Here is a 26579-nt window from a genome sequence, read left to right as displayed (position 1 = left end):
GATCGTCACGCAGCGCGGAGCCCCCGGGCGGCACCGGCGGCGCCGGGAGGTGATCTCCTGTGTCCGGTTGACCGTCGACCTCCGTGAGGTGAGCCTTACCGCCGTGACCGGGCCGATCACCGGAGCGCAGGTCCTGCGTGGCTCGATCCGCAACCAGCGGGGACCCGTGGCGTCCGCCGCCGTCCTGTTCATGGGCCACCAGGGCTGCGAGGCGCTGGTCCCGGTGCTGGTCGGCGTCGTCGTGGACCGGGCGATCGCGGCGGGCGACCCGGTCGCGCTCGTCGGCTGGCTCGCCGTGCTCGGGCTCGACTTCCTCGTGCTCTCGTTCTGCTACCGCTGGGGTGCCCGGCGCGCGTGGCTCGGCGACGTCCGCGCCGACCAGCGGCTGCGCCTCCTCGTCGCCGACCGGCTCCTCGACCCGCGGGGCGGCGCCGAGACGGGCCGGCTGCCCGGCGAGCTCGCGAACATCGCGGTGGCGGACGCGAAGCGGGTCGGCGTCGTCAACTTCGCCGTGCCGCTGGGCCTGGCTGCGCTGGCCGCGATGGCGGTCGCGGCCGTCGCCCTGCTGCGGACCTCCGTTCCGCTCGGCCTGCTCATCCTGCTCGGCACGCCGCCGCTGCTGCTGCTCGTGCACTTCCTCGGCGTCCCGCTGCAGCGCCGCAGCGGCCCCGAGCAGGAGCGTGCGGCGCGCGCGTCCGGCGTCGCCGCCGACCTCGTCGACGGCGTCCGGGTGCTCAAGGGGCTCGGCGCGGTCCCGGCGGCCGTCGCCCGCTACCGCCGAGCCAGCCGGGATGCGCTCGGGGCCACGCTCGGCGCGACGCGGGTGCAGGCGGGCTACCAGGGGGCGGTGCTCGCGGCGAACGGTCTCTTCCTCGCCCTCGTGGCCCTGGTCGGGGGCCGCCTCGCGGCGGACGGGCAGATCAGCGTCGGCGGGCTGGTGGCGGCGGTGGGGCTGGCCCAGTTCCTCATCACCCCGCTGCAGATGCTGGGCTGGGTCAACGGCCGGATCGCGCAGGGCCGCGCGTCGGCGGCGCGCCTGGCCGAGGTCCTGGCCACCGGCCCGGCGGTCGCGGCCGGCGACCCGGACACCCCGGCCGCGCCGGCCCGTCCCGCGCTCGCCCTGCACGACCTGCACCACGGCTCGCTGCGCGGTGTCGACCTCGAGGTCGGCGCCGGCGAGACCGTCGGCGTCGTCGCCGCCGACCCCGCGGACGCGGCCGCCCTCGTCGCCTGCCTGTCCCGCGAGGTCGACCCGGACCGGGGCACCGTCGCCGTGGACGGGCGCCCCCTGGCCGAGCACCCGCCGCGGACGGCGCGCACGACGGTGCTCGTCGCCGCCCACTCCGCCGAGCTCTTCTCCGGGACGCTGGGCGAGAACGTCGCCGCGGCCGCACGGAACGGCACGCCGGTGGCGCCCGCGATGGCGGCCGCGCAGGCCGACCAGGTCGCCGAGGTGCTGCCCGACGGTGCCGAGACCGTGCTCACCGAGCAGGGGCGCTCGCTCTCCGGCGGTCAGCGCCAGCGGGTCGCGCTCGCCCGCGCCCTCGCCGCCGACGCCCCCGTGCTCGTGCTGCACGACCCGACCACGGCGATCGACGGGGTCACCGAGGCCCGGATCGCGGAGGGGCTCGCAGCGCTGCGCGACGGGCGCACGACGCTGCTGCTCGCGACCAGCCCGGCCCTACTCGACGTCGCGCAGCGGGTGGTGCTGCTCGTCGACGGCCGGGTCGCCGCGACCGGGACACACGCGGCGCTGCTGGACGCCGAGCCGGCCTACCGGGCGGCGGTGCTGGGGTGACGGGACCGGAGCGCTCCATCCTGCCCGTCGCCGGGGCGCGGGCGGTCCGGATCGCCGTCGGCCGCCTGCTGCGGGGCCGCCGGGGGGTGCTGGGGCTCGGGCTCGCCGCGCTCGTCGCCAGCGCGGTGGCCGGCACGCTCGTCCCGCCGCTGCTCGGGCAGATCGTCGACGTGGTCGTCGACCGCCGCGGGGCCGACGCGGTCACGGGCCCGGTGCTCGGGCTGGTCGGCGCGGCGCTCGCGCAGGGGCTGCTCGCGGTGGTGGGCATGGCGGGGATCGCCCGCGCGGGCGAGGAGGTGCTCGCCGACCTGCGCGAACGGTTCGTCGCGCGCGCCCTCGGGCTGCCCCTGGCGCGCCTCGAGCAGGCGGGCGCGGGCGACCTCACGTCGCGCGTGACGTCCGACCTCGCCCTCGTCGGCGACGCCGTCCGCCAGGCCGTGCCCGACATGGCCCGCGGCGCCCTGGTGATCGTGCTGAGCCTCGTCGGGCTCGCCGTGCTCGACTGGCGGTTCCTGCTCGCCGCGCTCGTCGCGGTGCCCGTCCAGGTGCTCACGGCCCGCTGGTACGTGCGGCGGTCGAGCCCGCTCTACCGCGAGCAGCGCGAGGTCGGCGGGGCCCAGCAGCAGCAGCTGCTCGACACCGCGGGCGGCATCGCGACCGTCCGGGCCCTCGACCTGCACGACGACCACACGGCGCGCGTGCGCTCGCGGGCGGCGGAGGTCGTCGACCTCGCGCTGCGGGTCGTGCGCCTGCAGACCGGCTTCTTCGGCCGGCTCAACCTCGCCGAGTTCCTCGGGGTGGCCGCCGTGCTCGCGACCGGCTTCGCGCTGGTGGACGCGGGGGCCGCGACGGTGGGTGTCGCCAGCGCCGCGGCGCTGTACTTCATCAACCTGTTCACCCCGATCAACGAGGTGCTGTTCCTCCTCGACACGGTGCAGTCAGCGGGCGCGAGCCTCGCCCGGGTGGTGGGGGTGGCGGAGACCCCTGAGGGGTCCGCGGACGAGCAGCAGGCGGGTGGGGCCGCCGACGGCGTCCGGATCCGGGGTGTCTCCCACGCCTACACGACCGGGCACGAGGTGCTCTCGGACGTCGACCTGGACATCGCCCCCGGCACGCGGCTGGCGCTGGTGGGGGCGAGCGGGGCCGGCAAGACCACGCTCGCCACGATCGTCGCGGGCGTGCACCACCCCACCGCGGGCGCCGTGACGGCCGGGGACGTGGCGATGGTCAGCCAGGAGGTGCACGTGTTCGCGGGCCCGCTGGCCGAGGACCTGCGCCTGGCCGCGCCGGAGGCGACCGACGACGAGCTGTGGGCCGCGCTCGACGCCGTCGACGCGCGCGAGTGGGTGGAGGCGCTGCCCGACGGCCTGCGGACGGTGGTCGGCACCGGCGGGCACACCCCCACCGCGGCCCAGGCCCAGCAGATCGCGCTCGCCCGGCTGCTGCTCACCGACCCCGCGGTCGCCGTGCTCGACGAGGCGACCGCCGAGGCCGGCAGCGCCGGGGCGCGGGTGCTCGAGGCGGCCGCGGACCGGTCACTGCGTGGGCGCACGGCCCTCGTGGTCGCCCACCGGCTCTCCCAGGCCGCGGCGTCCGACCGGATCGCGGTGCTCGACGCGGGCGTGCTGGTGGAGGTGGGCACCCACGACGAGCTCCTCGCCGCGGGTGGGCGCTACGCGGAGCTCTGGGCGGCCCGGACCGGGCGGTCCTAGCAGGGGGCGCCGCTCCCGCCGTCGCATCCGCCCCCACCGCCGGTGGGGCCGCTCGAGGCCCTGAACTTGATCTTTCCCCGCGCCGACTGCGGCAGGGACCTCGTGATCGCTGCGCCTCCGCCGACGACCAGCGCGGCCAGGGCGACGACGCAGACGATGGCGACGACGGTCATGAGATCCCCCTCCGGTCCCCTTGTCGGCCGAGTTCCCCCGAGCCTTCCGACCGAACCTCGCCTCGCGTCAGCGGAGTGGCTCCGCAGACGTTGAGTGTCCGTATCTCCACTCTCACGCGCCGTTCGAACACGCCAGTTCGGGAGACGTTGGCCGCCGACCTGCGGATCGTTACCAGTTCGTGACCTGCTGTTCGAGCTCTGCGGGTGCCGATCGGGGCGGCGTTGTCGGGGGTCGGGGCTAGCGTTCTTCCCGTGAGCATCGACCCGGGCACCCGCCGCGGCCTGGCCGCGCGGCTGGCCGGCCGCGCCCCAAACACCGAGCTGGCGGCGCTGCTCGACGAGGTCGACCCCACCACGCTGGCCGGGGAGGACCTGGCGGCGTACGTGCGGGCGCGGTTCGCGTTGCACAACCGCGCCGAGGCCCACCTGCTGGCCGGGATGCGGGAACTCGGTATGGCGCAGGACGGGCACAGCACCCGGCTCGGGAGCTCGGATGAGTTCTCCGGTGACGAGGTGGCGATGCTGCTGGGGCACTCGCGGACCATGACCACCCGCCGCCTCGACCTCGCCGACGACCTGCACGTGCGGCTGCCGCAGCTGGGGGCGGCGTTGTGGGCGGGCTGGCTCGACGAACCGAAGGTCCGCGCGATCAGCGAGACCGTGGCCGACCTGAGCGACGACCACGCCAACCACGCGGTCGCCGTCGTGCTGCCCGAGGCCGCCGAGCTGCCGATCATGGGGTTGCGGGAGCGGGTCACCGAGATCGTGCTCGACCTGGACCCCGACTGGGCCGAGCGGCGCCGCCGACGCGCGGAGGCGCGGGCGCGGGTGATCCTGACGGCGAACCCGTCGGGGACCGCGACGCTGTCGTTCGTGGACGCCCCGGCGCCGCAGGGCATCAACTCCCAGGCCCGTCTGGACGGGTTGGTGGTGGCGTTGCGTCAGCTCGGGGTGCGCACCACCCCCGAGGCGCTGCGGGCGCATCTGGGGATGCGGATCCTCGACGGCTCCACCGAGGGCATGACCGACCGCGACCTGGTGCTGCTGCTGGCCGCGGAATACCACGCCACCAACAACCCCGACGACCACGACAACACGCCCGACACCCCCGACAACGGACCCGACAACGGACCCGACGACGGACCCGACGACGGACCCGACGACGGACCCGACGATCGCCCCGACAGCGACGGCCCGAACGACCACGGTCCCGACGGCGACGGCCCCGACGACGGGCCGAACGACGACAGGCCGGACGACGGACCCGACGACGGACCCCACGACGACGACGGGCCGAACGACGACAGGCCGAACGACGACGGCCCCGGCGACGACGGCCCCGGCGACGACGGGCCCGGCGACGACGGGCCGGACGACGACGGGCCCAGCAATGGCGGTGGCCGCGCCGGCAGCGGCTCTGGCGACACCGGCCCTGGCGACAGCGGCTCTGGCGACACCGGCCCTGGCGACAGCGGCTCTGGCGACACCGGCCCTGGCGACAGCGGCTCTGGCGACAGCGGCTCTGGCGACAGCGGCTCTGGCGACACCGGCCCTGGCGACACCGGTCCTGGCGAGGGAGCGGCCGGCGCCGGAGGCGATGACTGCAGCGACAGCGGTGCCGACGATGCCGGCGATGTCGGCGATGCCGAGGACCCCGCCGCGGGATCGTCGGCGGTGGTGCCGGCGCCACGGCGGCCCGGCGAGCAGGGCGCCCTCGACCTCCCCGGACTTCCTGACCCGGTGCCTGACCGGGAGGCCGGGTCAGCGGAGGACGGCCGGCGGGTGGGGCGGTTGCGGCGCGGGGTGGTGGAGGTCCGGCTGCGGCTCTCCACCGCGTTGGGTCTGGATCGGCATCCCGGGGCGGTGCCCGGGTTCGGCACCGTCACCGCCCCCACCGCCCGCCAGCTGATGCGCGAGCGGCACCACGGGGAATGGCGCGCGGTGCTCACCGACCCCGGGGGCCACCTCGAACACGTCCTGCTCGCCCGCCACCGACCAGCGCGGCCCACCCGACCAGCCAGCCCCTGCGGCCCGGATGGGGCGCGGGGGCAGCCGAGCGGGGCGGTCGTCGAACTGCAGGTGCCGACGACACTGCTCGCCGCCCTCAACCCGGATGATCATCCCTCCTGGGCGCCGCTGCTGCGCGAACTCCAGCACCGGGTCACCGGCCTGCGCGCGGAGGGGAAGTTGGGGCGCCCACCGGATGCCGACTCCGGTCCGGACACCTGGCGGCGCCGCCGGGCGGGGGCCGAAGCCGAACGCTGGGTGCGGGCCCGCGACCGGTGCTGTGTCGCCCCGGCCTGCCGGCGCACCGCGCACGGCGCCGAGATCGACCACACCCGCGAGCACGCCGCCGGCGGGCCGACGGTGACCAGCAACCTCGGGGCGTGGTGCTCGCACCATCACCGCGCGAAGCACCACGCCCGCTGGCGGGTGCGGCAGCCCCGTCCGGGGTGGTTCACCATCCGCACCCGGGCCGGGGTCACCCACACCACCCGCCCCAAGAAGATCCTCACCGCGCTCCCCGGGCCCCGCTACGCGGCCACGCCTCGGCCGATCCCCGAACAGCACTGGCCCGACCCCGAGCCCGGCGAGGAACCCGGCACCGGGCCCGCCTGGCGCGACCACCTCGCCGCCACGTTCACCGGCCGCCAGCGAAAGAAGGACGAGACACCTCCCAAGGCCCCGCCGCCCCCCGACCCGAACGACGACCCACCCCCGTTCTAGGAAGCAGACCCCACCCCGAAGTCCAGCACACGGTCCAGGACGCGCCGGGCGGTGGCGCCGTCCACCGCGGCCGGGTCGTGGATCAGCTCCATCGCCATGGGCTGCCCCGGCGGGGTCTCCCAGAACGCCAGGGTCAGGTCCGCGAACGACGCCCCGGTCGGCACGGCGTCCAGCGCACCGAGCATCGACTGCTCGGCCCCGAGCGCGGCCTCCTCGTGGTGCACCAGCGCCGCGGGCGGGCGCGTGAGACCCGTGTGGGCCGCGACGTCGGCGAACGCCGTGTCGTGGGCGAACGCCGCGAGGTCGTCCCGCCGGACCCGGGCGAGCAGCTCCTCGACCGACGGCTCTCCCGAGGTGTCGGTGCGCACCACGATGAGGTCCGACACCGACCCCACGAGGTCGTCGAGCGCCGCGTCGACACGCCCCGCGTTCATCGTCACCAGTGGGAGGTCCTCCCCCGCCCCCTCGGCCGTCAGCGCCGACGCCAGCCCGGCCTGCAGCACCATGAGCAGGCTCGTGCGGGTGCGCCGCGCCAGCGCGTCGAGCGCGCGGCGGTGACCGGCATCCAGATCGGCCGCCAGGACCACGGCCTCCTCCGGCTCCCGGTCCGCCGACCCGACCGACCCGACCGACCCGACCGACCCGACCGGGAGATCCACCAGGTCCTCCCGCGACGCCGCGTCGCGGGCGGACAGGGCCCGGGCCCACCGGGCGTAGTCGGTGTAGGTGACCGGCAACGGCGCCCAGTCCGGCGCCCGTCCCTCACGGCGGGCCGCGTAGGCGGTGGCCAGGTCCCGCAGCAACGGGACCACGGACCACTCGTCCACTGCCGTGTAGCCGAGGACCAGCAGCAGGCGACCGCCGACGAGGTGCGCCCGGAACGCCGGCTCCGCGGCCAGGTCGAACGGCTCGCGCGCCAGGTCCCCGAGCGCGCCGCTCCGCTCGGTCAGCCCGGGTCCGGCGGCGAGGACGCGCCGCGACGAGCCCACCGTCGTGCGCAGCGGCTCGTGCCGGGCGACCACGTCGTCGACCGCCGACGACAGCGCCGCCCGCTCGAACGGCCCGTGCAGGAGCAACGCGTGGTCCGGGCGCCGCCGCGTGCCGTCGGCCACCAGCCGGCGCTGCGCCGGCGCGAGCGGCTCCTCCTCCCCGGGCGGGCCACTCGGCACCGGCCGGGGGCGGGCGCGCGGGGCGTCGGCCACGCGGGTCGCGAGGGCGGACACCGTCGGCGCCTCGAACACGTCCCGCACGGCGAGCTCGACGCCCAGCGCCTCGCGGACCCCGGAGACGAGCCGCATCGCCGCCATCGAGTGCCCGCCGAGCGCGAAGAAGTCGTCGTCGACACCCACCCGCTCGAGCCGCAGCACCTCGGCGACGATCGCGGCCAGCCGCTCCTCCTCCGGCGTGCCCGGCGACGCCGACGACACCAGCGCCGCCCAGTCCGGCGCCGGCAGGGCACGGCGGTCGACCTTGCCGTTCGGCGTCAGCGGCACCGGCCCGTCCAGCGCCACGACGAGCGACGGCACCATGTGCTCGGGCAGCCGCGCCGACGCCCGCGCCCGCACGTCGTCCACGTCCACGGAACCCGACGCCAGGCTCACGTAGCCCACGAGCCGGACGAGGTCCCCGTCGCGGTCGGCGACGGCGACGGCCTGCTGCACGTCGGGGTGGTCGGACAGCGCGGCGGCCACGTCACCGGGCTCGATGCGCACCCCCCGGATCTTGATCTGGTCGTCGTCGCGGCCGAGGAAGTCGAGCACCCAGCCCGACGACGCCTCGGGGTCCGGGCGCCAGCGGGCTCGGTCGCCGGTGCGGTAGATCCGGGCGCCGGGCGCGCCGGAGGGATCGGCGACGAAGCGGGACGCCGTCAGCCCGAGCTGCCCGACGTACCCATGGGCGAGCCCCCGACCGCCGATGTAGAGATCGCCCACCACCCCGGGCGGCACGGGCTCGAGGCGCGGCCCGAGCACCCGCGCGACGGTGTTCGGGTCGGGCTCGCCGATCGGCAGCGGCCCCTCCCAGTCGGTGCGGGTCGGCCACAGCGTCGAGTTCACCGTCGCCTCGGTGAGGCCGTACGCGACGAGCATGTGCAGCCGGTCGGCCCAGCGCGCGACGAGGTCCGGCGGCACCGTCTCGGTACCGACCAGCACCGTCGTCCCGTCGGGGATGACGCAGTCCGCCGGCAGCGCGGCCACCAGCGACGGCGGCAGGATGGCGTGGCTGATCCGGCGCTCGTGGAGGAAGTCGGTGAGCGGCGGGCCGGCGACCCGGGCCTCCTCGGGCAGGATCTCGAGCCGCCCGCCGAGCGTCAGGGCCATGGCCAGCTCGAACGCGGCGACGTCGAACCCGACCGACGCGAACTGCAGGATCCGCGACGACGCCGTGACGCCCATGCGGTCCACCGCCGTCGCCGCGAGGCTCGCGATCCCCTCGTGCGGCACGACGACGCCCTTGGGCAGGCCCGTCGATCCCGACGTGTAGAGCACGTAGGCGGCGGCGTCGAGGCTCGCCGGACGCCGGCGGTCCCGCCGCGGTGACGGCGAGACCCCGTCGAGGACCAGGTGGGGCCCGGACGGCACCCGCTCGGCCGTCGCCGGGGTGACGATCACCCGCGCCGCGCCGGAGTCGGCCAGCATGTGCGCCAGCCGCTCGGACGGGTGGGCGAGGTCGAGGGGCAGCCACGCGGCGCCCCGCTTGAGCACGGCCAGCACCGCGGCGACCATCGTCGTCGACCGCGGCACGGCCACGCCGACGACGTCGTCGGGCCCGACCCCGTCGAGCAGGTCGGCGACGCCCTCGGCCAGCCCGTCCAGCTCGGCGTACGACACCTCGCCGTCGGCGTCGGCGACGGCCACCGCGTCCGGTGTCGTGTCGGCGTGCCGCTCGAACGACGCGACCAGGCTCTCCTCCGGCACGGCGCGGGCGTCCGGGCGGCCCGAGAGCGCCGCGAGGCGGGCACGCTCGTCGTCCTCGAGCACGTCGATCCCGGCCACCGGGGCGTCCGGCGCCTCGACCACCGCACCGGCCACCCGCGCGAAGCGCCGTGCGATCCGCTCCGCCGAGACGGCCTCGAAGAGGTCGGCCGCGTACTCGAGGTGCAGGGTGACGGCCCCGTCGGCGTCCTCGACGAACGAGAACACCAGGTCGAACTTGGCGGTCGTGCCGGCGACGTCCTCCTCGGCGACCGCGAGCCCGGGCAGCGAGAGCGGCGACCCGGACCGGACGTGGTGGCCCACCATGACCTGGAAGAGCGGCGTGCGCGCGAGCACGCGCGGCGGCTCGAGGTGCTCCACCACCGCCTCGAACGGCACGTCGGCGTGGGCGAACGCGGCCAGGTCGGTCGCGCGCACCCGGTCGACGAGCTCCCCGAACGACGGCGACCCGGCCAGGTCGGTGCGCAGCACCACGGTGTTGACGAAGAAGCCGACGAGGTCGTCGAGGCGCGGGTCGGTCCGTCCCGCGACGGGCGCGCCGAGGGGGACGTCGTCCCCGACGCCGAGCCGCGAGAGCAGCACGGCCACCGCCGCCTGCAGCACCATGAACGTGCTGGCCCCGCGGTCGCGGCCGAGGGTCCGCAGGCCCTCGGCGACGGCGGCGTCCAGGGGCAGCGCGACCGTGCCCCCGGTGAAGCTCGGCGCCGCCGGGCGCGGCCGGTCGGTCGGCAGCTCCAGCTCCTCGGGCGCACCCGCGAGCGCGTCCGCCCAGAACGCCAGCTGGCGCCCGGCCTCCGCGGACCCCTCACCGAGCAGCTCGGCCTGCCAGAGCGCGTAGTCGGCGTAGGTCACCGGCAGCGGCGCGAAGGCGGGCGCGTGCCCGTCGCGGCGCGCCGCGTACGCCGTGGCGAGGTCGGCGAACAGGGGCCCGTCGGACCACTCGTCGGTGGCGATGTGGTGCAGCACGAGCACCAGCAGGTGCTCCCCGTCCCGCTCGACCAGGGTCGCCCGCAGCGGCGGACGGCGGGTGAGGTCGAACGGACGGGCCACCTCGGCGGCGACGATCTCGGCGGCCTCGTCCTCGGACCCGGCCGACGCCCGCCGCAGCGGCACCCGCACGTCGTCGAGCACCCGCTGCGTCGCGCCGTCGACGAGCGTGCGCAGCGGCTCGTGGCGGGCGACGACGTCGTCGAGCGCGGCGTCGAGGGCGTCCGGGTCGAGCGGCGCACCGTCGGGACGCAGCCGCAGCACGATCGGGTAGTGGTACGCCCCGCCGCCCACCTCGTCGAGCTGGGCCAGCATCCACAGCCGCTGCTGGGCCGCGGACAGCGGCAGCGCGTCGGGTCGCTCGCGAGGCGCCAGCTCGGGGCGCGCGTCGGCCGGCTCGCGGGAGCCCACCCGCCCGGCCAGCGCCGCCGGGGTGGGCGCGTCGAAGAGGTCGCGCAGGGCCACGTCGGCGCCCAGTGCGGTGCGCACCCGCGAGAGCAGCCGGGTGGCGATGAGCGAGTGGCCGCCGAGGTCGAAGAAGTCGTCCTCGGGCCCGACGCGCGGGACGTCGAGCACCGCCGCGAAGATCCCGCACAGGGTCTCCTCGGCCTCCGTCGCGGGCGGGCGGCCACCGCCGGCCGGCGACAGGTCGGGCGTCGGCAGGGCGCCGGTGTCGAGCTTGCCGTTGACGGTCAGCGGCAGCGTGTCGACCTCGACGAGCGCGGCCGGCACGAGGTGGTCGGGCAGCCGGGTGCGCAGGTCGTCGCGGACGGCGGCCACGTCCAGCTCGCCGGACGGCACCACGTACCCGATCAAGCGCGCCGACCCGCCCGGCCCGGACCTGTCGGCGACGACGGCGGCGCGCGCCACGGCGTCGTGCGCGGTCAGCGCCGCCGCCACCTCGCCGGGCTCCACGCGGTGGCCCCGGATCTTGACCTGGTCGTCGGTGCGGCCGAGGAAGTCCAGCACTCCGCCGCTGCCCGGACGGCGGCGCACGAGGTCGCCGGTGCGGTACATCCGCCCGCCGGCCGGGTCGGTGGGGTCGGCGACGAAGCGCTCCGCGGTGAGGCCCGCCCGGCGCCAGTAGCCGCGCGCGAGCCCGGTCCCGGCGATGTAGAGCTCGCCCGGCACGCCGTCGGGGACCGGGCGCAGCCACTCGTCGAGCACGTGCGCGCGGGTGTTGGTGATCGGGCGCCCGACGGTCGGGGTGGCGCTGTCCCCGGTGCCGCCGCCGAGCGTGTTGATCGTGTACTCGGTCGGCCCGTAGAGGTTGTAGCCGAGCGTCCCCTCGGCGTCGCGCAGGGTGGTCCAGACGGAGTCCGAGACCGCCTCGCCGCCGAGCAGCACCAAGGGCATGCCGCGGTCGGCGAGCAGCCCCTCCTCGATCAGCGCCTCGGCGTAGGTCGGGGTCACGTTGACGACGTCGACCGCGTGCTCGTCGGCGTGCGCGACGAGCCGGGCGGCGTCGCGGCGCAGCTCCTCGTCGAGGACGTGCACCTCGTGGCCCTCGACGAGCCAGAGCAGCTCCTCCCACGACATGTCGAAGGCGAACGAGACGGTGTGCGCGATCCGCAGCCGGCGCCCGCCCGCGGCCGCGACCACCGGGTCGAAGATCTCCGTCCGGTGGTTGATCTGCATATTCGTCAGCCCGCGGTAGGGGGTGACGACGCCCTTGGGCCTGCCGGTCGAGCCCGAGGTGTAGATCAGGTAGGCGGGCCGGTCGAGGCGGTCGGCGCGGTCGCGGGCGAAGTCGCCGAGCTCGGCGTCCGACAGCGGGCCCGCCGGCAGCGCCGATCGCTCGGCGGCGACGGCCGGGTCGTCGAGCACGATCGTCGGCACCCCGTCGAACCGGTCCGCGACCCGCGCGACCGTCACGAGCACGACCGGCTCGGCGTCAGCGATGGTCCCGAGGAGCCGCTCGGTCGGGTGGTCGAGCTCGAGCGGCAGGTACGCCGCCCCCGCGCGCAGCACCGCGAAGAGCGCGACGACGGTCTCGGCGGAGCGCGGGACGGCCAGCGCGACCACGGTCTCCGGGCCGGCGCCGCGGGCACGCAGCAGGCGTGCCGTGCGGTCGATGGCCGCGTCGAGCTCGCGGTAGGTGTACTCGACGTCCCCGGACACCAGGGCGAGGTCGTCGGGCACGAGCGCGGCCCGCTCGGCGAGCAGGTCGGCGACGGTGACGTTCCCCAGGTCGACCGGGGCCCCGTCGCGGCCCACGACGACGGCGTCCCGCTCGGCGGGCAGCAGCGGGTCCAGCGCGGGCACCGCCGTGTCGGGGTCGGCGAGGACCTGGTCGAGCAGCGTGGTGAAACGGTCGAGCCACGCTCGCGCGTCGTCGTCGGAGAGCGTGTGGGCCAGCGTGATCCGCACCCGCTCGCCCGGGGTGACGATGACGGTCAGCGGGTAGTGCGTGGCGTCGTCGTTGCGCAGCGCCGTGACGCCATGGCGGGCGGAGAGGTCGGCGATGCGCTCCTCGCCGCCCTCGGGCCGGTAGACGAACAGCGTGTCGAACAGGGTCCGCTGGCCGGCCGCGCGCTGGATCGCGCCCAGCCCGACCCACTCGTGCGCGAGCAGGCCCAGCCGCTCGTCCTGCACCCGCGCGAGCAGCGCGCCCGCGGACTCCCCGGCGTCGAGCACGAGGCGGGTCGGCACGGTGGTGAGGAACAGGCCGACCGTCGTCTCCACGTGCGGCACGGCGTCGGGACGCCCGGCGACCGTGGTGCCGAGGACGACGTCGGTGCGCCCGGTCGCCGCCGCGAGCACGAGGCCCCAGACCGTCGAGAGCACCGTGTGCGCGGTGATCCCCCGCTCGCGGGTCAGCGCGCGCAGGCGGGCGGTGACGTCGGCTCCGAGCTCGAGGTCCTGCTCGCGCAGCGGCTCGGGGGTGTCGGGGCCCACGAGCGTCGGCCCCTCGAGCCCGGCCAGCGCGGTCCGCCAGGCCTCCATCGCCGCGTCGGTGTCCTGGGCGGCGAGCCAGGCGAGGTGGTCGCGGTACGACCCGGCGGGCTCGAGCTCGTCCCCGGAGTAGGCCCCGAGCAGCTGCGCGAGCACCGTCCACGCCGACCAGCCGTCCCACAGCAGCAGGTGCCGCGAGATCAGCACGCGGTCGGTCTCCGGGCCGCGCACGAGCACGACGCGGAAGAGCGGCGGCGCGGCCAGGTCGAAGCCGGCGGCCCGGTCCTCGGCGGTCGCCGCCGCAACGGCGTCGTCGTCGTGCGCGTCGACGACGGTCACCGGCGGCTCGAGGGAAATGGCCACGAACTGCACCGGCTCGTCGAGCCCCTCGCTGGTGAAGCCGGCGCGCAGGGCGTCGTGGCGGGCGAGCAGCGTCGCCACCGCGCCGCGCAGGCGGTCGGCGTCGAGCCGGTGGTCGAGGTCGACGGTCTCCTGGATCCGGTAGACGTCGGCCTCACCGTCGAGCCCGGCGTGGAAGAACAGGCCCTCCTGCAGCGGAGAGAGGGGCCAGACCTCGGCAACGTCGACGTCCACCGGCACCTGGTGCGGGTCAACGGGTTGCCGCAGGTCCTCGACCCGGGCGGCGTCCACGGCGGTGTCCGGCACCCGCGCCGCGACACCCGCCGGGCTGCGGCCGGCGAACACCTCGGCGGGCCCCACGGCCAGGCCCGCGCGGCGCGCCCGGCTCGCGACCCCGATGGCGGAGATCGAGTCGCCGCCCAGGGCGAACCAGTCGTCGTCGGGGCCGCACGACTCGCGGCCCAGGACCTCGGCGAAGATCGCGCACAGCGTCCGCTCGGCCTCGGTGGCGGGCTCGCGGGCCGGGCCGCCGCCCAGCTCGGGGGCCGGCAGCGCCGAGCGGTCGAGCTTGCCGCTCGCGGTCAGGGGCAGCGCGTCGAGCACCACGACGGCGACCGGGACCATCGCCTCGGGGAGCTCCCGCGCCAGGGCGTCCCGCACGGCGTCGGGATCGGCCCCACCGACCGCTCCACCGACGACGTAGCCGACCAGCGCGGGCGACGGGCCGTCGCGGCGCACCGTCACCGCGGCCCGTTCGACGCCGGGCTGTGCCGCGAGCGCGGCCTCGACCTCGCCCGGCTCGATGCGCTGGCCACGGATCTTCACCTGGTCGTCGGTGCGGCCCAGGTACTCGATCGCGCCGCCGGGCAGGCGCCGGACCAGGTCGCCGGTGCGGTAGAGCCGCTCGCCGGGCGCCCCGTGCGGGTCGGCGACGAAGCGCTCGGCCGTCAGGCCCGGCCGGCCGGTGTAGCCGCGGGCGAGCTGGACGCCGGCGAGGTGGAGCTCGCCGGGCACGCCGTCGGGGACCTCCGCGAGGCAGCCGTCCAGCACGCGCAGCGCGGTGTTCCAGACCGGCGTGCCGATGGGCACGCGGACCGTGTCGGCGTCGCTCACCGGGTGGTGGGTGACGTCGACGGCGGCCTCGGTGGGTCCGTAGAGGTTGTGCAGCGGGACGCCCGTGAGCTCCCGCCAGCGTGCGGCGGCGCTCGCCGGCAGCGCCTCCCCGCTGGCGAGCACGCGGCGCAGCGGAGCCGCCCACGACGGGTCCCCGGTGACGTCGTCGGAGGCGAGGAACGCCTCGAGCATCGACGGGACGAAGTGCATCGTCGTAACGCCCGCGTCGGCGACCAGCCCGGCCAGGTAGGAGGGGTCGCGGTGCCCGCCGGGCCGGGCGACGACGATCGCCGCCCCGGTGACGAGCGGCCAGAAGAACTCCCAGACGCTGACGTCGAACCCGACCGGCGTCTTCTGCAGCACACGGTCGTCGGCGCCGAGCCCGAAGGTGTCCTGGGTCCACGCGAGCCGGTTGACGATCGCGCGGTGGCTGACGACGACGCCCTTGGGCCGCCCCGTCGAGCCCGACGTGAAGATCACGTAGGCCGCGTCGTCGGGGTCGACGGCCGCGGGAGCGGTGTCGGCCGTGCCGGTGTCCTCGACCAGCACGCGGCGGGGCCCGTCGGGGAGGACGTCGATCGAGGCGGTGGTGACGACGACCTCCACCCCGGCGTCGGCGATCACCGCGGCGAGGCGCTCGCGGGGCAGGTCGACGTCGAGCGGGACGTAGGCCTTCCCGGCGTGCAGGACCCCGGCGAGCGCGACGACGAGGTCGGCCGAGCGCGGCACGGCGACCCCGACCACGGGGCCGGCGTCGGCCAGGTGCCCCGCAAGTCCGGCGGCGCGCCGGGCCAGGTCGGCGTGGGTGAGCCGGGCGTCCTCGGCGATCACCGCCGGCGCGTCGGGGGTGGCCGCGGCCTGCGCGGCGATCCACCCGGTGAGGGTCGTGGACGGGACGGGGTGCGCGGTGTCGGGGAGGCGCGGCGGGGCGTCCCGCACCGGGATGGACGCGACCGGGGCGTCGAGGTCGGCGGCGAGGCGCTCGAGGGTGCGCCGCAGCTGGGCGACGACCAGCTCGGCGGCCGTGGCGTCGACGCGGGTCGGGTCGTGCTTGATCGTCAGGTCCAGGCGCGGACCGACGGCGGCGATGAGCGCGACCGGGTAGTGCACGGCGTCGACGACGTCGACGGCCTCGACACCCTCCGGCTGCGGGTAGTTCTCCACCACCACGAGCGAGTCGAACAGCTCCCCGTGCCCCAGCTCGCGCTGCAGCGCCGCGAGCGCGACGCCGTCGTGGTCGAGCAGCTCGGTGCGGTGGCTCTGCAGCGCGTCGAGGACGTCGGCGACCGGCTGCCCGGGCGCCCAGCGCATCCGGACCGGGACCGTGTTGATGAACAGCCCGACCGCGTCCTCGATGCCGGGCAGCACGCCGTCACGTCCGGACACGGTGCTGCCGACGACGACGTCGCGGGCGCCGGTCAGGCGCCCGACCATCAGCGCCCACGCGCCGTGCAGCACGGTGCCGAGGGTCAGGCCGCGGCGCCGTGCCGCGGCGACCAGCCGGCTCGTGGTCTCCTCGTCGATCCCGAGGTGACGCTGGTGGTGACGGGGTGCTCGGGACGGCCCGGAGATGCCGGCGGAGGCATCGGGAGCGAGCGCCTCGAGCAGCCGCGTCGGGCCCTCGAGGTCGGCCAGGGCGTCACGCCAGGCCGCCACGTCGGCGGCCTGGTCGGGGAGGCGGGCGTACCGGGCCCGGTGGGTGGCGAGGTCGACGTCGCGGGCCTCGTCCCCCGAGTCCGCCAGCAGCTCGCGGACCACCGTCGCCACCGACCAGCCGTCGAGCACGATGTGCTCGAAGGTCAGCACGAGGGCGGCCGCCTCGTCGCCGGTGTGCACGAGCGCCGCACGGATCAGCGGCGGGCGGGCCAGGTCGAAGCGCTCGTCGCGCTCGGCCACGACGACGTCGTCGAGCGCGCGCCCGGTCGCCGGGGTGTCCAGGGCGCGCAGGTCGACCTCGCGCCACGGCAGCTCGACGGCCTCCGCGATCGCCTGGACGACCCGGCCGTCGGCGCGCTGGGCGAACCCGGCCCGCAGCTGCGGGTGGCGGGCGAGCAACCGCCGGCCGGCCGCGCGCCAGGCGGCGGCGTCGACGGGTCCGCGCAGCCGCACGACCTCCTGGACGGTGTAGACGTCCGAGAGCGCGGCGTGGACGAAGAAGCCCTCCTGCAGCGCGGAGACGGGCCAGACCTCGGCCGCGTCGCCGAGCGCGGCCCGGGCGGCGTCGTCCAGCTCGACGGCGACGGTCTCCCGGGCCGTGTCGTCGTGGGCCGACGCCACCTCCGCGAGGCCGGCGACGGTCCGGTGCGTGAAGATCTGCCGCGGGGTGATCCCGAGCCCCGCCGCGCGGGCGCGCGCGACCAGCGAGACCGACAGGATGCTGTCGCCGCCGACCGCGAAGAAGTCGTCGTGCACACCGATGCCGGGCACCCCGAGCAGCTCGGCGTAGAGCGCGGCCAGGACCTCCTCGCGCGGGGTGCGCGGGGCGGCGCCGCCGACCTCGGCGGCGAGGTCGGGCGCCGGCAGGGCGGCGCGGTCCAGCTTGCCGCTGGGCAGGGTCGGCAGCTCCGGCACGGCGACGACGGCCGCCGGCACGAGGTGCTCGGGCAGCCGGTCGCGCAGGCCCTCGCGCACCGCCGAGGTCAGGGCGGTGACGTCGCGGAACGGCGCGGGGGTCGTCGTGCCGTCCGGTCCCCCGCCGCGGAAGGCGGGGCCGGCGTCGCCGTAGACGACCTCGAACCGGGTCGGGTCCTCGGGGTCCCAGGTCGCCCGGGCGGGACGGTCGGTGACGAGCGCGATCAGGTCCTCGGGGTCGGCGGCGGGCCCGCCGGGCGGCGCGGTGCCGTCGACCCGGGCCAGCGCCTCAAGGTCCGGGGTCAGGCGGGCGTTGGGGATCCCGACGACGCGCACCACCGACCCCGCGCCCGACGCCGCCAGCGCCTCCCGCACCTCGTCGACCGACCCGGTCCAGGTCAGCTCATGTGAGCGAACTTGGGTGCTATAGCCCCGAAGTTCGCTCACATGGGCCGAACGGAGGACCGCGTGGTAGCGGTAGCGGGAGAGCTCGTCGTGGAACGGGGAGCGCTCGAGCTCGACGTCGGCCGCCAGGCCCAGCTCGTCGGCGACGGCGCCGAAGAAGCCGGGGTGCACCAGCAGCTCGGGCTCCCAGGCGACCGACGCGTCGACGGCGCGGCGCAGGGCGTCCGGGTCGGGCCCGGCCGCCCGCGCCGTCTCCACGCCCGCGCGCAGCGTACGCAGCAGGCCGGCGTGGCGGACGTCGCCGACGAGGATCGACCCGCCGGGCGCGAGCAGGCCCGCGGCGTCGTGCAGCACCCGCCGCAGGTGCTCGCCGTCGGGGAAGTACTGCACCACCGAGTTGATCATGATGGTGTCGAAGGGACCGCCCGCGACCCCGCCGACCTCGTGCGCCGGGCGCGTCTCGAGCACGACGCGCTCGCGCAGCACGTCGGAGGCCTCCACCCGGCGCCCCAGCGCGGCGATGCCCTCGGCGGAGAGGTCGATGCCGACGTAGCGCTCGACGTGCGGGGCGACCTCGGTGAGCAGCAGGCCGCTCCCGACGCCGATCTCGAGCACGCGCCGACCCGCCGGCAGGTCGCGGATGCGGGAGACCACGGCGTCGCGCCACACCCGCATGTGCTCGCGGGGGATGTCGGTGCCGTCGTAGGTGGAGTTCCAGCCGGCGAAGCCGTCGTCGAAGAGCGAGGCGTCCTCGTCGGCGGCCGAGTAGAGGACCTCGTGCAGGTCCTTCCACTCGTCGACGCGGGCGTCCCCGTCGGGGGTCAGTGCCGGCACCACGTACCCGACCAGCCCGCGCCCGGCCGGCAGGTCGTCGCGGACCACCACCGTGGCCTGGGCGACCGAGGGGTGGCCCTGGAGCTCGGAGGACACCTCGCCGGGCTCGACGCGGAATCCGCGGATCTGGACCTGGTCGTCGGTGCGCCCGAGGAAGTCGAGGACCTCCCCGTGGCGCACGACGAGGTCCCCGGTGCGGTAGAGACGCTCGCCGGGCTCGCCCCAGGGGTCGGCGACGAAGCGCTCGGCGCTCAGACCGGCGCGGCCGAGGTACCCGCGGGCGAGGCCGGGCCCGCCGAGGTAGAGCTCGCCGGGTACGCCGTCGACGGCCGGCTGCAACCGGTCGTCGAGCACCCGGGCGGTGGTCATCGGGTCGGGGACGCCGATCGGGACCGAGGTGCCCTCGAGGGTGTCGGGGCGGGCCTCGCCGAGGGTGGAGTTCACGGTGGCCTCGGTGGGGCCGTAGGCGTTGAACATCCGGTGGTCGCGGCCGTAGCGCTCGACCAGCTCCGGCGCGACCCGCTCGGTGCCCGCGAGCAGCACCCCGGCCGGCAGCACCACGTCGTCGGGCAGCGCGGCGAGCAGCACCGGCGGCAGGATCATGACCGAGACGTCGTGGGCGTGCAGGTAGTCGGCGAGCTCCGGCACCGGCGCGCGCAGCTCGCTCGGCACGATCACCAGCCGGCCCCCGGAGAGCAGCGACTGGCACAGCTCCCAGAACGCGACGTCGAAGCTCGGCGAGGCGAACGCGAGCACCCGGTCGTCGGGCCCGACCCCGAGCCGCTCGGTCTGGGTGGCGACGAGCTTGTCGACACCCGCGTGGGTCACCAGCACGCCCTTCGGACGTCCGGTCGACCCCGACGTGTAGATGACGTAGGCGAGCGCGTCGACGGGCACGCCCGGGTCGAGCGCGACCGGCGCGACCGCGGCGAGGTCGAGCTCCTCGAGCAGCAGGGCGTGCTCGCCCCACTCCGGCGGCAGCTCGTCGCGCAGGGTGCGCGTCGTCAGCAGCACGGCCGGTGCGGCGTCGTCGAGGACGAGCCGGATGCGTTCCTCGGGCTGCTCCGGGTCGACCGGCAGGTGGGCCGCGCCCGCGCACAGCACCGCGACCTGCGCGACGACCTGGTCGACCGAGCGCGGCAGCGCCAGGCCGACCAGGCGCTCGGGGCCGGCGCCGTGGGCCGCCAGCACGGCGGCGAGCCGGGCGGCGCGGTCGGCGAGGCCGGCGTAGGTCAGCGACTCCTCGCCGAGCTCCACCGCGACCGCGTCACCCCGCGCGGCGACCTGCTCGGCGAACCGGTCGGGCCAGGTCCGTCCGACACCGACGGGCGCCGGGCGATCGGCGTCGAGCGTGCTCACCCGGCGTCCCTCACAGTCCCACCGGCACGTCCGCCGGGCGCGCCGGGGGCGTGACCGGCTCCCCGCGGGGGATCTCCGTCGGCCGGTGCTCGCACAGCGAGTCGACGATCTCCCCCGCGCGCACCGCCGTCGTCGAGAGCAGCGTCGAGCTGATGCCGTGGGTGTGCTCGGTCGGTCCCTGCAGGTAGACGCCGGCCCGCAACGGGTGCGCGGTCGTGATCCGGTAGTCGCGCTCGACGAGCAGCTCCCCGTTGTCGGCGCGGCAGCACCACGAGCCGACATCGCCGAGCAGCATCGTCGGGTCGATCGGGCGGTAGCCGGTGGCGTAGACGACGACGTCGGTGCCGATCGTCTCGTGCTCGCCCGTGGGCAGGAACTCGATGTCGATCTCGATGTCACCGCCCCCGGCGCCGGGCTCCCGGACCTGCGCGACCCGGCTCGCGCCGTGGACGTGCAGGCGCTGCCGGCCCGCGACCTTCTCCTGGTAGGCCCGGGTGTAGAGCTCCTGGATCAGCTCCGGGTCGACCACCGAGTAGTTCGTGTTCGCGTGGTAGTCCATGAGCATCTGCTTGACGTCGCTCGGCGCCTCGTAGAAATGGTCGACGGCGTCCGGGTCGAAGATGCGGTTCGCGAAGGACGTGTCGTCCGCGGGGCTGTAGCCGTAGCGGGAGAACACCGAGCGCACCTCGGCGTCGGGGTACCGGCGGTGCAGGTGCTCGGTGGTCTCGGCCGCGCTCTGCCCGGCGCCGAGGACGACGAACCGCCGCGGCGGGACGGGGCTGTCGTCACGGTCGACCGTCGCGAGCCGGTGCAGGAGCTCGCTGTTGTGCCAGACGCGCTCCCCGCGCTCGACGCCCGGCGGCAGCCACGGCACCAGGCCGGTCGCGAGGACGAGGTTGCGCGTGCGCACCGTCCGCTCGCCGTCGGGGCCGCGCAGGACGACGTCGAGCTCCTCGACCATCCCGTCCGCCCCCGCCACCGGGTGCACCGCCACCGCCCGCGTCCCGTACGACACCAGGTGCCGCACATCCGCCGCGCACCACTCCAGGTAGTCATGGAACTCCACCCGCGACGGGAACATCGTCTTCGTGTTGATGAAGTCCGCCAACCGCCCCTGACCCTGCAGGTAGTTCAGGAACGACCGCGGGCTCGTCGGGTCGCGCATCGTGACGAGATCCTTGAGGAACGACACCTGCATCGTGGCCCCTTCGAGGAGCATCCCCCGGTGCCACCCGAACGCCGCCTGCTGCTCCACGAACGCCGCCGCCACCCGGCCCGAGGCAGGCGAGCGCTCGTTGTGCTCCTGCACCGCCAGCGCCAGCGCCAGGTTCGACGGGCCGAACCCCACCCCGAGAACGTCCAGGGTCTCCGGTTCCGCGGCCGTCGTCCCGTCGATGTCGACATCGTTCGTCCGCACGTTCATCACGCTCCCGGGGTGGGTGATGTCGATCAAGGGGTGTTGTAGACCCGCGCGAGCTCCGGGGTGATCTGGTCGACCAGGTAGGGCAGGCTCAGCGGGCTCGAGAAGCCCAGGGCCCCGGCGACCGGCGAGGACTCCTCGCCGAGGAACGCCACGCGGTTGGCCCGCGTCGCGCCCAGGTTCGCGAACACCGGGTTGGCCAGCGCGGTCTGGGGCGCGACGCCGACGACGGCGATCCCCTGCGCGTCGAGCCGGCCGATGTTCTCGCTGGAGAGCGTCTCGGTGGTCTGCGGGACGCCCAGCCCGAGGCCGGTGAAGACCTGGGTGCGCAGGTCGTCGCGGCCCAGCGAGATGAACTCGTTCGCCGCCACGAGCGTCACCGAGACGTTCTTGCCCGCGAACTGCGGGTTGGCGTTGCGGGCGTCGGTGAGGCGGCGCTCGACGTCGCCGACGGCCTGCTCGGCGCGCTCCGGGACGCCCAGCGCCCGGCCGGTGATCCGCGTCTGCTCCTGCCACGGGGCGGCGACGTCCTTGACCGGGTCGGCCAGGGTCGGCGCGATCTGGGAGAGCCGGTCGTAGGTCGCCTGGTCCATGTAGGAGTACAGCCCGATGATGACGTCGGGCTGCAGCGCCGCGATCTTCTCGATGTCGAGCTCGTCGCTGCCGACGACCTCGGGCCGCTGACCGTTCAGGGCCTGCTGCGCCCAGGGGCGGGTCGAGCTGTCGAAGGCGCCGATGGACTGCCGCACGCCGACCGGGACCACGCCGAGGGCGAGGACGAAGTCGGCGTCGTTGTAGCCGACGGTGACGACGCGCGCGGGGCGGTCGGGGATGGTGGTCTGCCCGTAGGCGTGGTTGATCGTCACCGGGAAGCCGGGCGCGGCGGCGCCCGGCGCGGGCTCGTCCCCGCCGGATCCGCACCCGGCCAGCAGCAGGGCGAGGACCGCGGCCAGCGCGGCGGCGAAACGGACGCGGAGGGTCATGTCGGGGGTGCTCCGGGGGTCGGTGTGGACAGGGACGTCGCTCAGGTCGTGCCGTAGACCCGCGCCAGCTCCGGGGTGATCTGGTCGAGGGCGTACGGGAGGCTCAGCGGGCTGACGAACCCGAGCGCGCCGGCCACCGGCGAGGCCTCGTCGCCGACGTAGGCGACGCGGGACTCGCGCACCGCGGGGAGGTTCGCGAACACCGGGTTCGCGAGCGCGGTCTGCGGCGGGACGCCGAGCACCGCGACGCCTTGCGCGTCGAGCTGACCGAGCTGCTCGCTGGAGAGCGTCTGCGTGGTCGGGTCGACCCCGAGCCCGAGCCCGCTGAACAGCTGCGTGCGGGCGTCGTCCTGGCCGAGGACGTAGAACTCCCCGGACGTGACGAGCGCGAGGTCGACGTTCTTGCCGGCGAACTGCGGGTTGGCGGCGCGGGCGTCGGCGAAGCGGCGCTCGACGTCGCCGACGACCTGCTCTCCGCGGTCGGGCACGCCGAGCGCCCGGGCGGTGATGCGGGTCTGCTCCTGCCACGGGGTGGCGGCCGTCTCGGACGGGTCGGCCACCGTGGGCGCGATCTGCGAGAGCCGGTCGTAGGTGGCGCGGTCCATGTCGGAGTACACGCCGAGGACGAGGTCGGGCTGCAGCGAGGCGACCTTCTCGATGTCGATCTCGTTGCCGCCGACCTGCTCGGGCCGCGCGCCGTTCAGGGCCTGCATCGCCCAGGGGCGGGTGGTCTCGTCGAAGGCGCCGATGAAGTCGCGCACCCCGACCGGCACGGTCCCGAGCGCGAGGACGTGGTCGGCGTCGTTGTAGCCGACGGTCACGACGCGGGCGGGGCGGTCCGGGACGGTGGTCCGCCCGAAGGCGTGGTCCACCGTCACCGGGAACCCGGGCGCGGCGGCGCCCGGCGCCGGCTCGTCCCCGCCCGATCCACAGCCCGCGAGCAGCAGGGCGAGGACCGCGGCCAGGGCAGCTGCGAAACGGACTCGGAGTGTCATCCAGGGCGCTCCGGGGGGATCGTCGGTGATCGGGTCGTCGGTACGCAGCGCAGTCGTGCCGGCACCGACGGTGTGTGTGCAGGGGAGGCTTGCCTAAGTCGGACGAACGGTCAACTCGGGGGCGTCATGCGTCACGTCGGTGGGCCCGGTCGCGGCCGATCGGGACGACCATCGGCGTCCCGGCGACCGGGTCGTCGATGACGCGGGCCTCGAGGCCGAAGACGTCGCGCACGGTGTCCTCGGTGAGCACCTCGTGCGGGGTGCCGGCCACCGCGATCTCGCCGTGGTGCATGGCCACCAGCCGCCCGGCGTAGCGGGCGGCCAGGTTGAGGTCGTGCAGCACCATGACCACCGTGCGGCCGCGCTCCTGGTTGAGGCGCTCGACGAGGTCGAGGACGTCGACCTGGTGGGCGAGGTCGAGGAACGTGGTCGGCTCGTCGAGCAGGAGCACGTCGGTGCCCTGGGCCAGCGCCATGGAGATCCAGACGCGCTGGCGCTGACCGCCGGAGAGCGTGTCCAGGGTGCGGTCGGCGAAGTCGCGCATCCCGGTCCACTCGAGCGCCTCGGAGACGGCCTCCTCGTCGTCGGTCGACCACTGGCGGAACCAGCGCTGGTGGGGGTGGCGGCCGCGGGCGACGAGGTCGGCGACCGTGATGCCCTCCGGCGCGGTCGGGTCCTGGGGCAGCACGCCCAGCACCGTCGCGACCTCACGGGACGGCACCGCGTCGAGGCGCCGGCCGTCGAGGAGCACGTGGCCGTGCTTGGGCGCGAGCAGGCGGGCCATCGTGCGCAGCAGCGTCGACTTGCCGCAGCCGTTCGGGCCGATGACGGCGGTGACCGTGCCGTCGACGACGTCGAGATCGAGCCCCCCGGAGCCGTCCGGACCCGCAGCCCCGCCGACGACGATCGACTCGCCGTACCCGACGCGCACGCCCTCGACGCGCAGGCGGACGGCCGCATCCCGATCGGAGGTGGTCGCGGCGTGTTCGGTCGCGGCGTGTTCGGTCGCGGCGTGTTCGGTCTCGGCGCTCACGCGGAGTCCTTCCTCGTGCGACGGACGAGCAGGTAGAGCAGGTAGGGCGCGCCCAGGACGACGGTGACGACGCCGACCGGCACCTCGCCGCCGAGCAGCGTGCGGGCCACGAGGTCGCCGGCGACCACGAGCAGGGCGCCGGCGACGGCCGACGCGAGCAGGGGTGGGCGCGAGCCCCCGGTCAGGCGCAGGGAGACCTGCGGGACGACGAGGGCGACGAACCGGATCGGGCCCGCGGCCGCGGTGGCCGAGGCCGCGAGGACGACGGCGAGGACCAGCAGCGACAGGCGCGAGCGGTCGACCCGCTCCCCCAGCCCGCGCGCGGTGTCGTCGCCGAGGTCGAGCGCGTCGAGGCGGAACGCCAGCGCGACTGCGATCGGCAGCACGACGGCCAGCACGATCGCGATCGGGACGACGTGCTCCCAGCCGCGGGCGTTGAGCGAGCCGCGCAGCCAGATCAGGGCGAGGCTCGCCTGCTGGACGTTCGCGATGACCAGCAGCCACGACGTCACCGACACCAGGGCGACGCTGATGCCCAGGCCGACCAGGATGAAGCGGAACGCGTCGAGGCCCTGGCGGTAGGCCAGCGCGACGACGAGGGCGGCCGCGGCCAGACCGCCGACCAGCGCCGCGACGGGCAGGCCGACCGACGCGAGGAGCCCCACCGCGGCGCCGCCGCTGCCGGCGAGCACGATGACGAGCAGGGCCGCGACGCCCGCGCCGTCGGTGACGCCGAGGACGTCGGGGCTGGCCAGCGGGTTGCGGGCGATGCTCTGGGTGAGCGCGCCCGCCACGCCGAGCGCGGCCCCGACCAGCGCGCCGCAGAGCACGCGGGGCAGCCGGAGCTGCGTGATCACGAACGTCTCGCCACGGCTGCCACCGCCGGCGAGCACGCGCAGGACGTCGGGCACCGCGATCGGGTACTCCCCGCGCCCGATGCTGACCGCTCCGAGCAGGACGAGCAGGGCGGCCATGACGAGCACGACCGTCGCAGTGCGGGGACGCCAGACCGCCGACACGGGGCCGACGCGCATCGGGCGGCGGCCGCCGACGTGCCGCTCCTCCTCCGTGGTGGTCACAGGCGCACCATCCGGCGCCGGCGGACCATGGCGATGAAGAACGGCGCCCCGACGATGCCGAGCACGATCCCGACGGCGAGCTCGGCCGGGCGCACCACGACCCGCCCGATCACGTCGGCGCCGAGCACGAGCACGGCGCCCACCAGCCCGGCGAGCGGGAGCAGGCGCCCGTGCGAGGGCCCGGCGAGCGCGCGGACGATGTGCGGGGCCATGAGGCCGACGAACCCGACCGGCCCGCTGACCGAGACCGCCGCGCCCGTCAGGAGCGTGACGCCGATCAGCCCGACGGCGCGGGCCCGCGTGATGTTCTGCCCGAGGCCGCGGGCGCTGTCCTCGCCGAGCGCGAGGACGTCGAGGGCGCGGGCGTTCGCGGCGGCCAGCACCAGGCCGACGAGGACGAACGGGAGCACCTGCAGCGTGAGGTCGGCGCCCCGGTCGTCGAGCGCGCCGGCCGCCCAGAAGCGGTAGGCGTCGAGCGACGGGCCGTCGCCGAGCACCATCCCGGAGGTGATCGCGAGCAGCAGCTCGGAGACGGCGAGGCCGGCGAGCGCGAGGGTCACCGGCGTCGGGCCGCCGGTGCCGGCCGCGCCGAGGGTGAACACGAGCAGGGCGGCGAGCGCGGCGCCCGCGAAGGCGAACCAGATGTAGCCGTGGACGTCGGTGACGCCGAGGACGGTCGTCGACAGCACGACGCAGAAGGCCGCGCCGCCGCTGATGCCGAGGAGCCCGGGGTCGGCGAGCGGGTTGCGGGTGTGGCCCTGCATGAGGACGCCGGCGACGCCCAGCGCCGCACCGACCATGATGCCGAGCAACGTGCGCGGCAGCCGCAGCTCCCGCACGACGATGTCGGCCGGCGCGCCCGTCGGCGCGGTCAGCGCCTGCCAGACCTCCGCGGGCGTCGTCGGGGCCGCCCCGACGGCGATGCTCGCGACGACCACGACTGCCAGCGCGCCCAGCCCCAGCGTCAGCGCGAGCACCGGGCGGCTGCGCCGTCGTACCGGGGGCCGGGACAGGGGTGGCCGGGCCACGGCTGTCGTTGCCACCGCGCGCCTTTCGCTCGACTCCGGGTGATGTGGGTAGGCGAACCTAACCAGCCGCAGGAGTTGCTTCCCCGCCCCCGCCCCGGGCACACATCCGTGTCAGCGGTGGGCCACCGCAGACACTGGGGCGTCGTCAAGGGGAGCACGCCGATAGGGCCACAC

11 protein-coding genes are annotated in these 26579 nt (G+C 76.1%); 3 read left to right on the top strand and 8 right to left on the bottom strand.

Annotated features, from left to right (window positions below):
• Positions 1 to 190: 190 nt before the first annotated feature.
• Positions 191 to 1798: an ATP-binding cassette domain-containing protein gene (locus WCD41_RS04240; protein WP_337712341.1), complete on the top strand. Its 1608-nt coding sequence runs from the start codon at positions 191 to 193 to the stop codon at positions 1796 to 1798.
• Entirely contained in the window at positions 1795 to 3510 is a 1716-nt protein-coding gene (locus WCD41_RS04235) for an ABC transporter ATP-binding protein (protein ID WP_337712113.1), read from the top strand. The genes WCD41_RS04240 and WCD41_RS04235 overlap by 4 nt, the downstream gene beginning before the upstream one ends.
• On the opposite strand, the gene WCD41_RS04230 is transcribed toward WCD41_RS04235, so the two are convergent.
• On the bottom strand, positions 3507 to 3683 hold the full coding sequence (locus WCD41_RS04230) for a hypothetical protein (RefSeq protein WP_337712112.1): 177 nt from the start codon (positions 3681 to 3683) through the stop codon (positions 3507 to 3509). The two genes, WCD41_RS04235 and WCD41_RS04230, sit on opposite strands and share 4 nt — an antisense overlap.
• Before the next feature lie 252 nt (positions 3684 to 3935).
• Here WCD41_RS04230 and WCD41_RS04225 point away from each other — a divergent pair, with 252 nt between their 5' ends.
• Positions 3936 to 6410 carry an HNH endonuclease signature motif containing protein gene (locus tag WCD41_RS04225; RefSeq protein WP_337712111.1) on the top strand — a complete coding sequence of 825 codons (2475 nt, stop codon included), beginning with the start codon at positions 3936 to 3938 and terminating at the stop codon, positions 6408 to 6410.
• Here WCD41_RS04225 and WCD41_RS04220 read toward each other — a convergent pair.
• The 7 genes from WCD41_RS04220 to WCD41_RS04190 form a co-directional block, all read right to left on the bottom strand.
• Complete coding sequence (locus tag WCD41_RS04220; RefSeq protein ID WP_337712110.1) at positions 6407 to 19867, bottom strand: non-ribosomal peptide synthetase; 13461 nt, start codon at positions 19865 to 19867, stop codon at positions 6407 to 6409. The genes WCD41_RS04225 and WCD41_RS04220 overlap by 4 nt on opposite strands.
• Positions 19868 to 19877: 10 nt before the next feature.
• Positions 19878 to 21284 (bottom strand): lysine N(6)-hydroxylase/L-ornithine N(5)-oxygenase family protein, encoded by a 1407-nt coding sequence (locus WCD41_RS04215; RefSeq protein WP_337712109.1) that lies wholly within the window; start codon positions 21282 to 21284, stop codon positions 19878 to 19880.
• A 32-nt stretch (positions 21285 to 21316) separates the two neighbouring features.
• The gene (locus WCD41_RS04210; RefSeq protein WP_337712108.1) at positions 21317 to 22270 is read right to left on the bottom strand and encodes an iron-siderophore ABC transporter substrate-binding protein; all 954 of its coding nucleotides are present in this window, start codon (positions 22268 to 22270) and stop codon (positions 21317 to 21319) included.
• 41 nt (positions 22271 to 22311) lie between these two features.
• Positions 22312 to 23265, bottom strand: coding sequence for an iron-siderophore ABC transporter substrate-binding protein (locus WCD41_RS04205; RefSeq protein WP_337712107.1), 954 nt, complete (start codon positions 23263 to 23265; stop codon positions 22312 to 22314).
• A 124-nt stretch (positions 23266 to 23389) separates the two neighbouring features.
• The gene (locus tag WCD41_RS04200; RefSeq protein ID WP_373695080.1) at positions 23390 to 24211 is read right to left on the bottom strand and encodes an ABC transporter ATP-binding protein; all 822 of its coding nucleotides are present in this window, start codon (positions 24209 to 24211) and stop codon (positions 23390 to 23392) included.
• Between the two features lie 83 nt (positions 24212 to 24294).
• Positions 24295 to 25377, bottom strand: coding sequence for a FecCD family ABC transporter permease (locus tag WCD41_RS04195; protein WP_337712106.1), 1083 nt, complete (start codon positions 25375 to 25377; stop codon positions 24295 to 24297).
• A complete protein-coding gene (locus WCD41_RS04190; RefSeq protein ID WP_337712105.1) occupies positions 25374 to 26405 on the bottom strand; it encodes a FecCD family ABC transporter permease in 1032 nt (343 codons plus the stop codon). Before WCD41_RS04190 ends, WCD41_RS04195 begins: the two co-directional genes overlap by 4 nt.
• Positions 26406 to 26579 lie beyond the last annotated feature (174 nt).

The sequence above is a fragment of the Actinomycetospora aeridis genome, assembly GCF_037400275.1.
GTDB classification, from domain to species: Bacteria; Actinomycetota; Actinomycetes; order Mycobacteriales; family Pseudonocardiaceae; genus Actinomycetospora; species Actinomycetospora aeridis.
The sequence above is the reverse complement of the archived record's forward strand: the minus strand, read 5'-3'. Positions and strand labels throughout refer to the sequence as shown.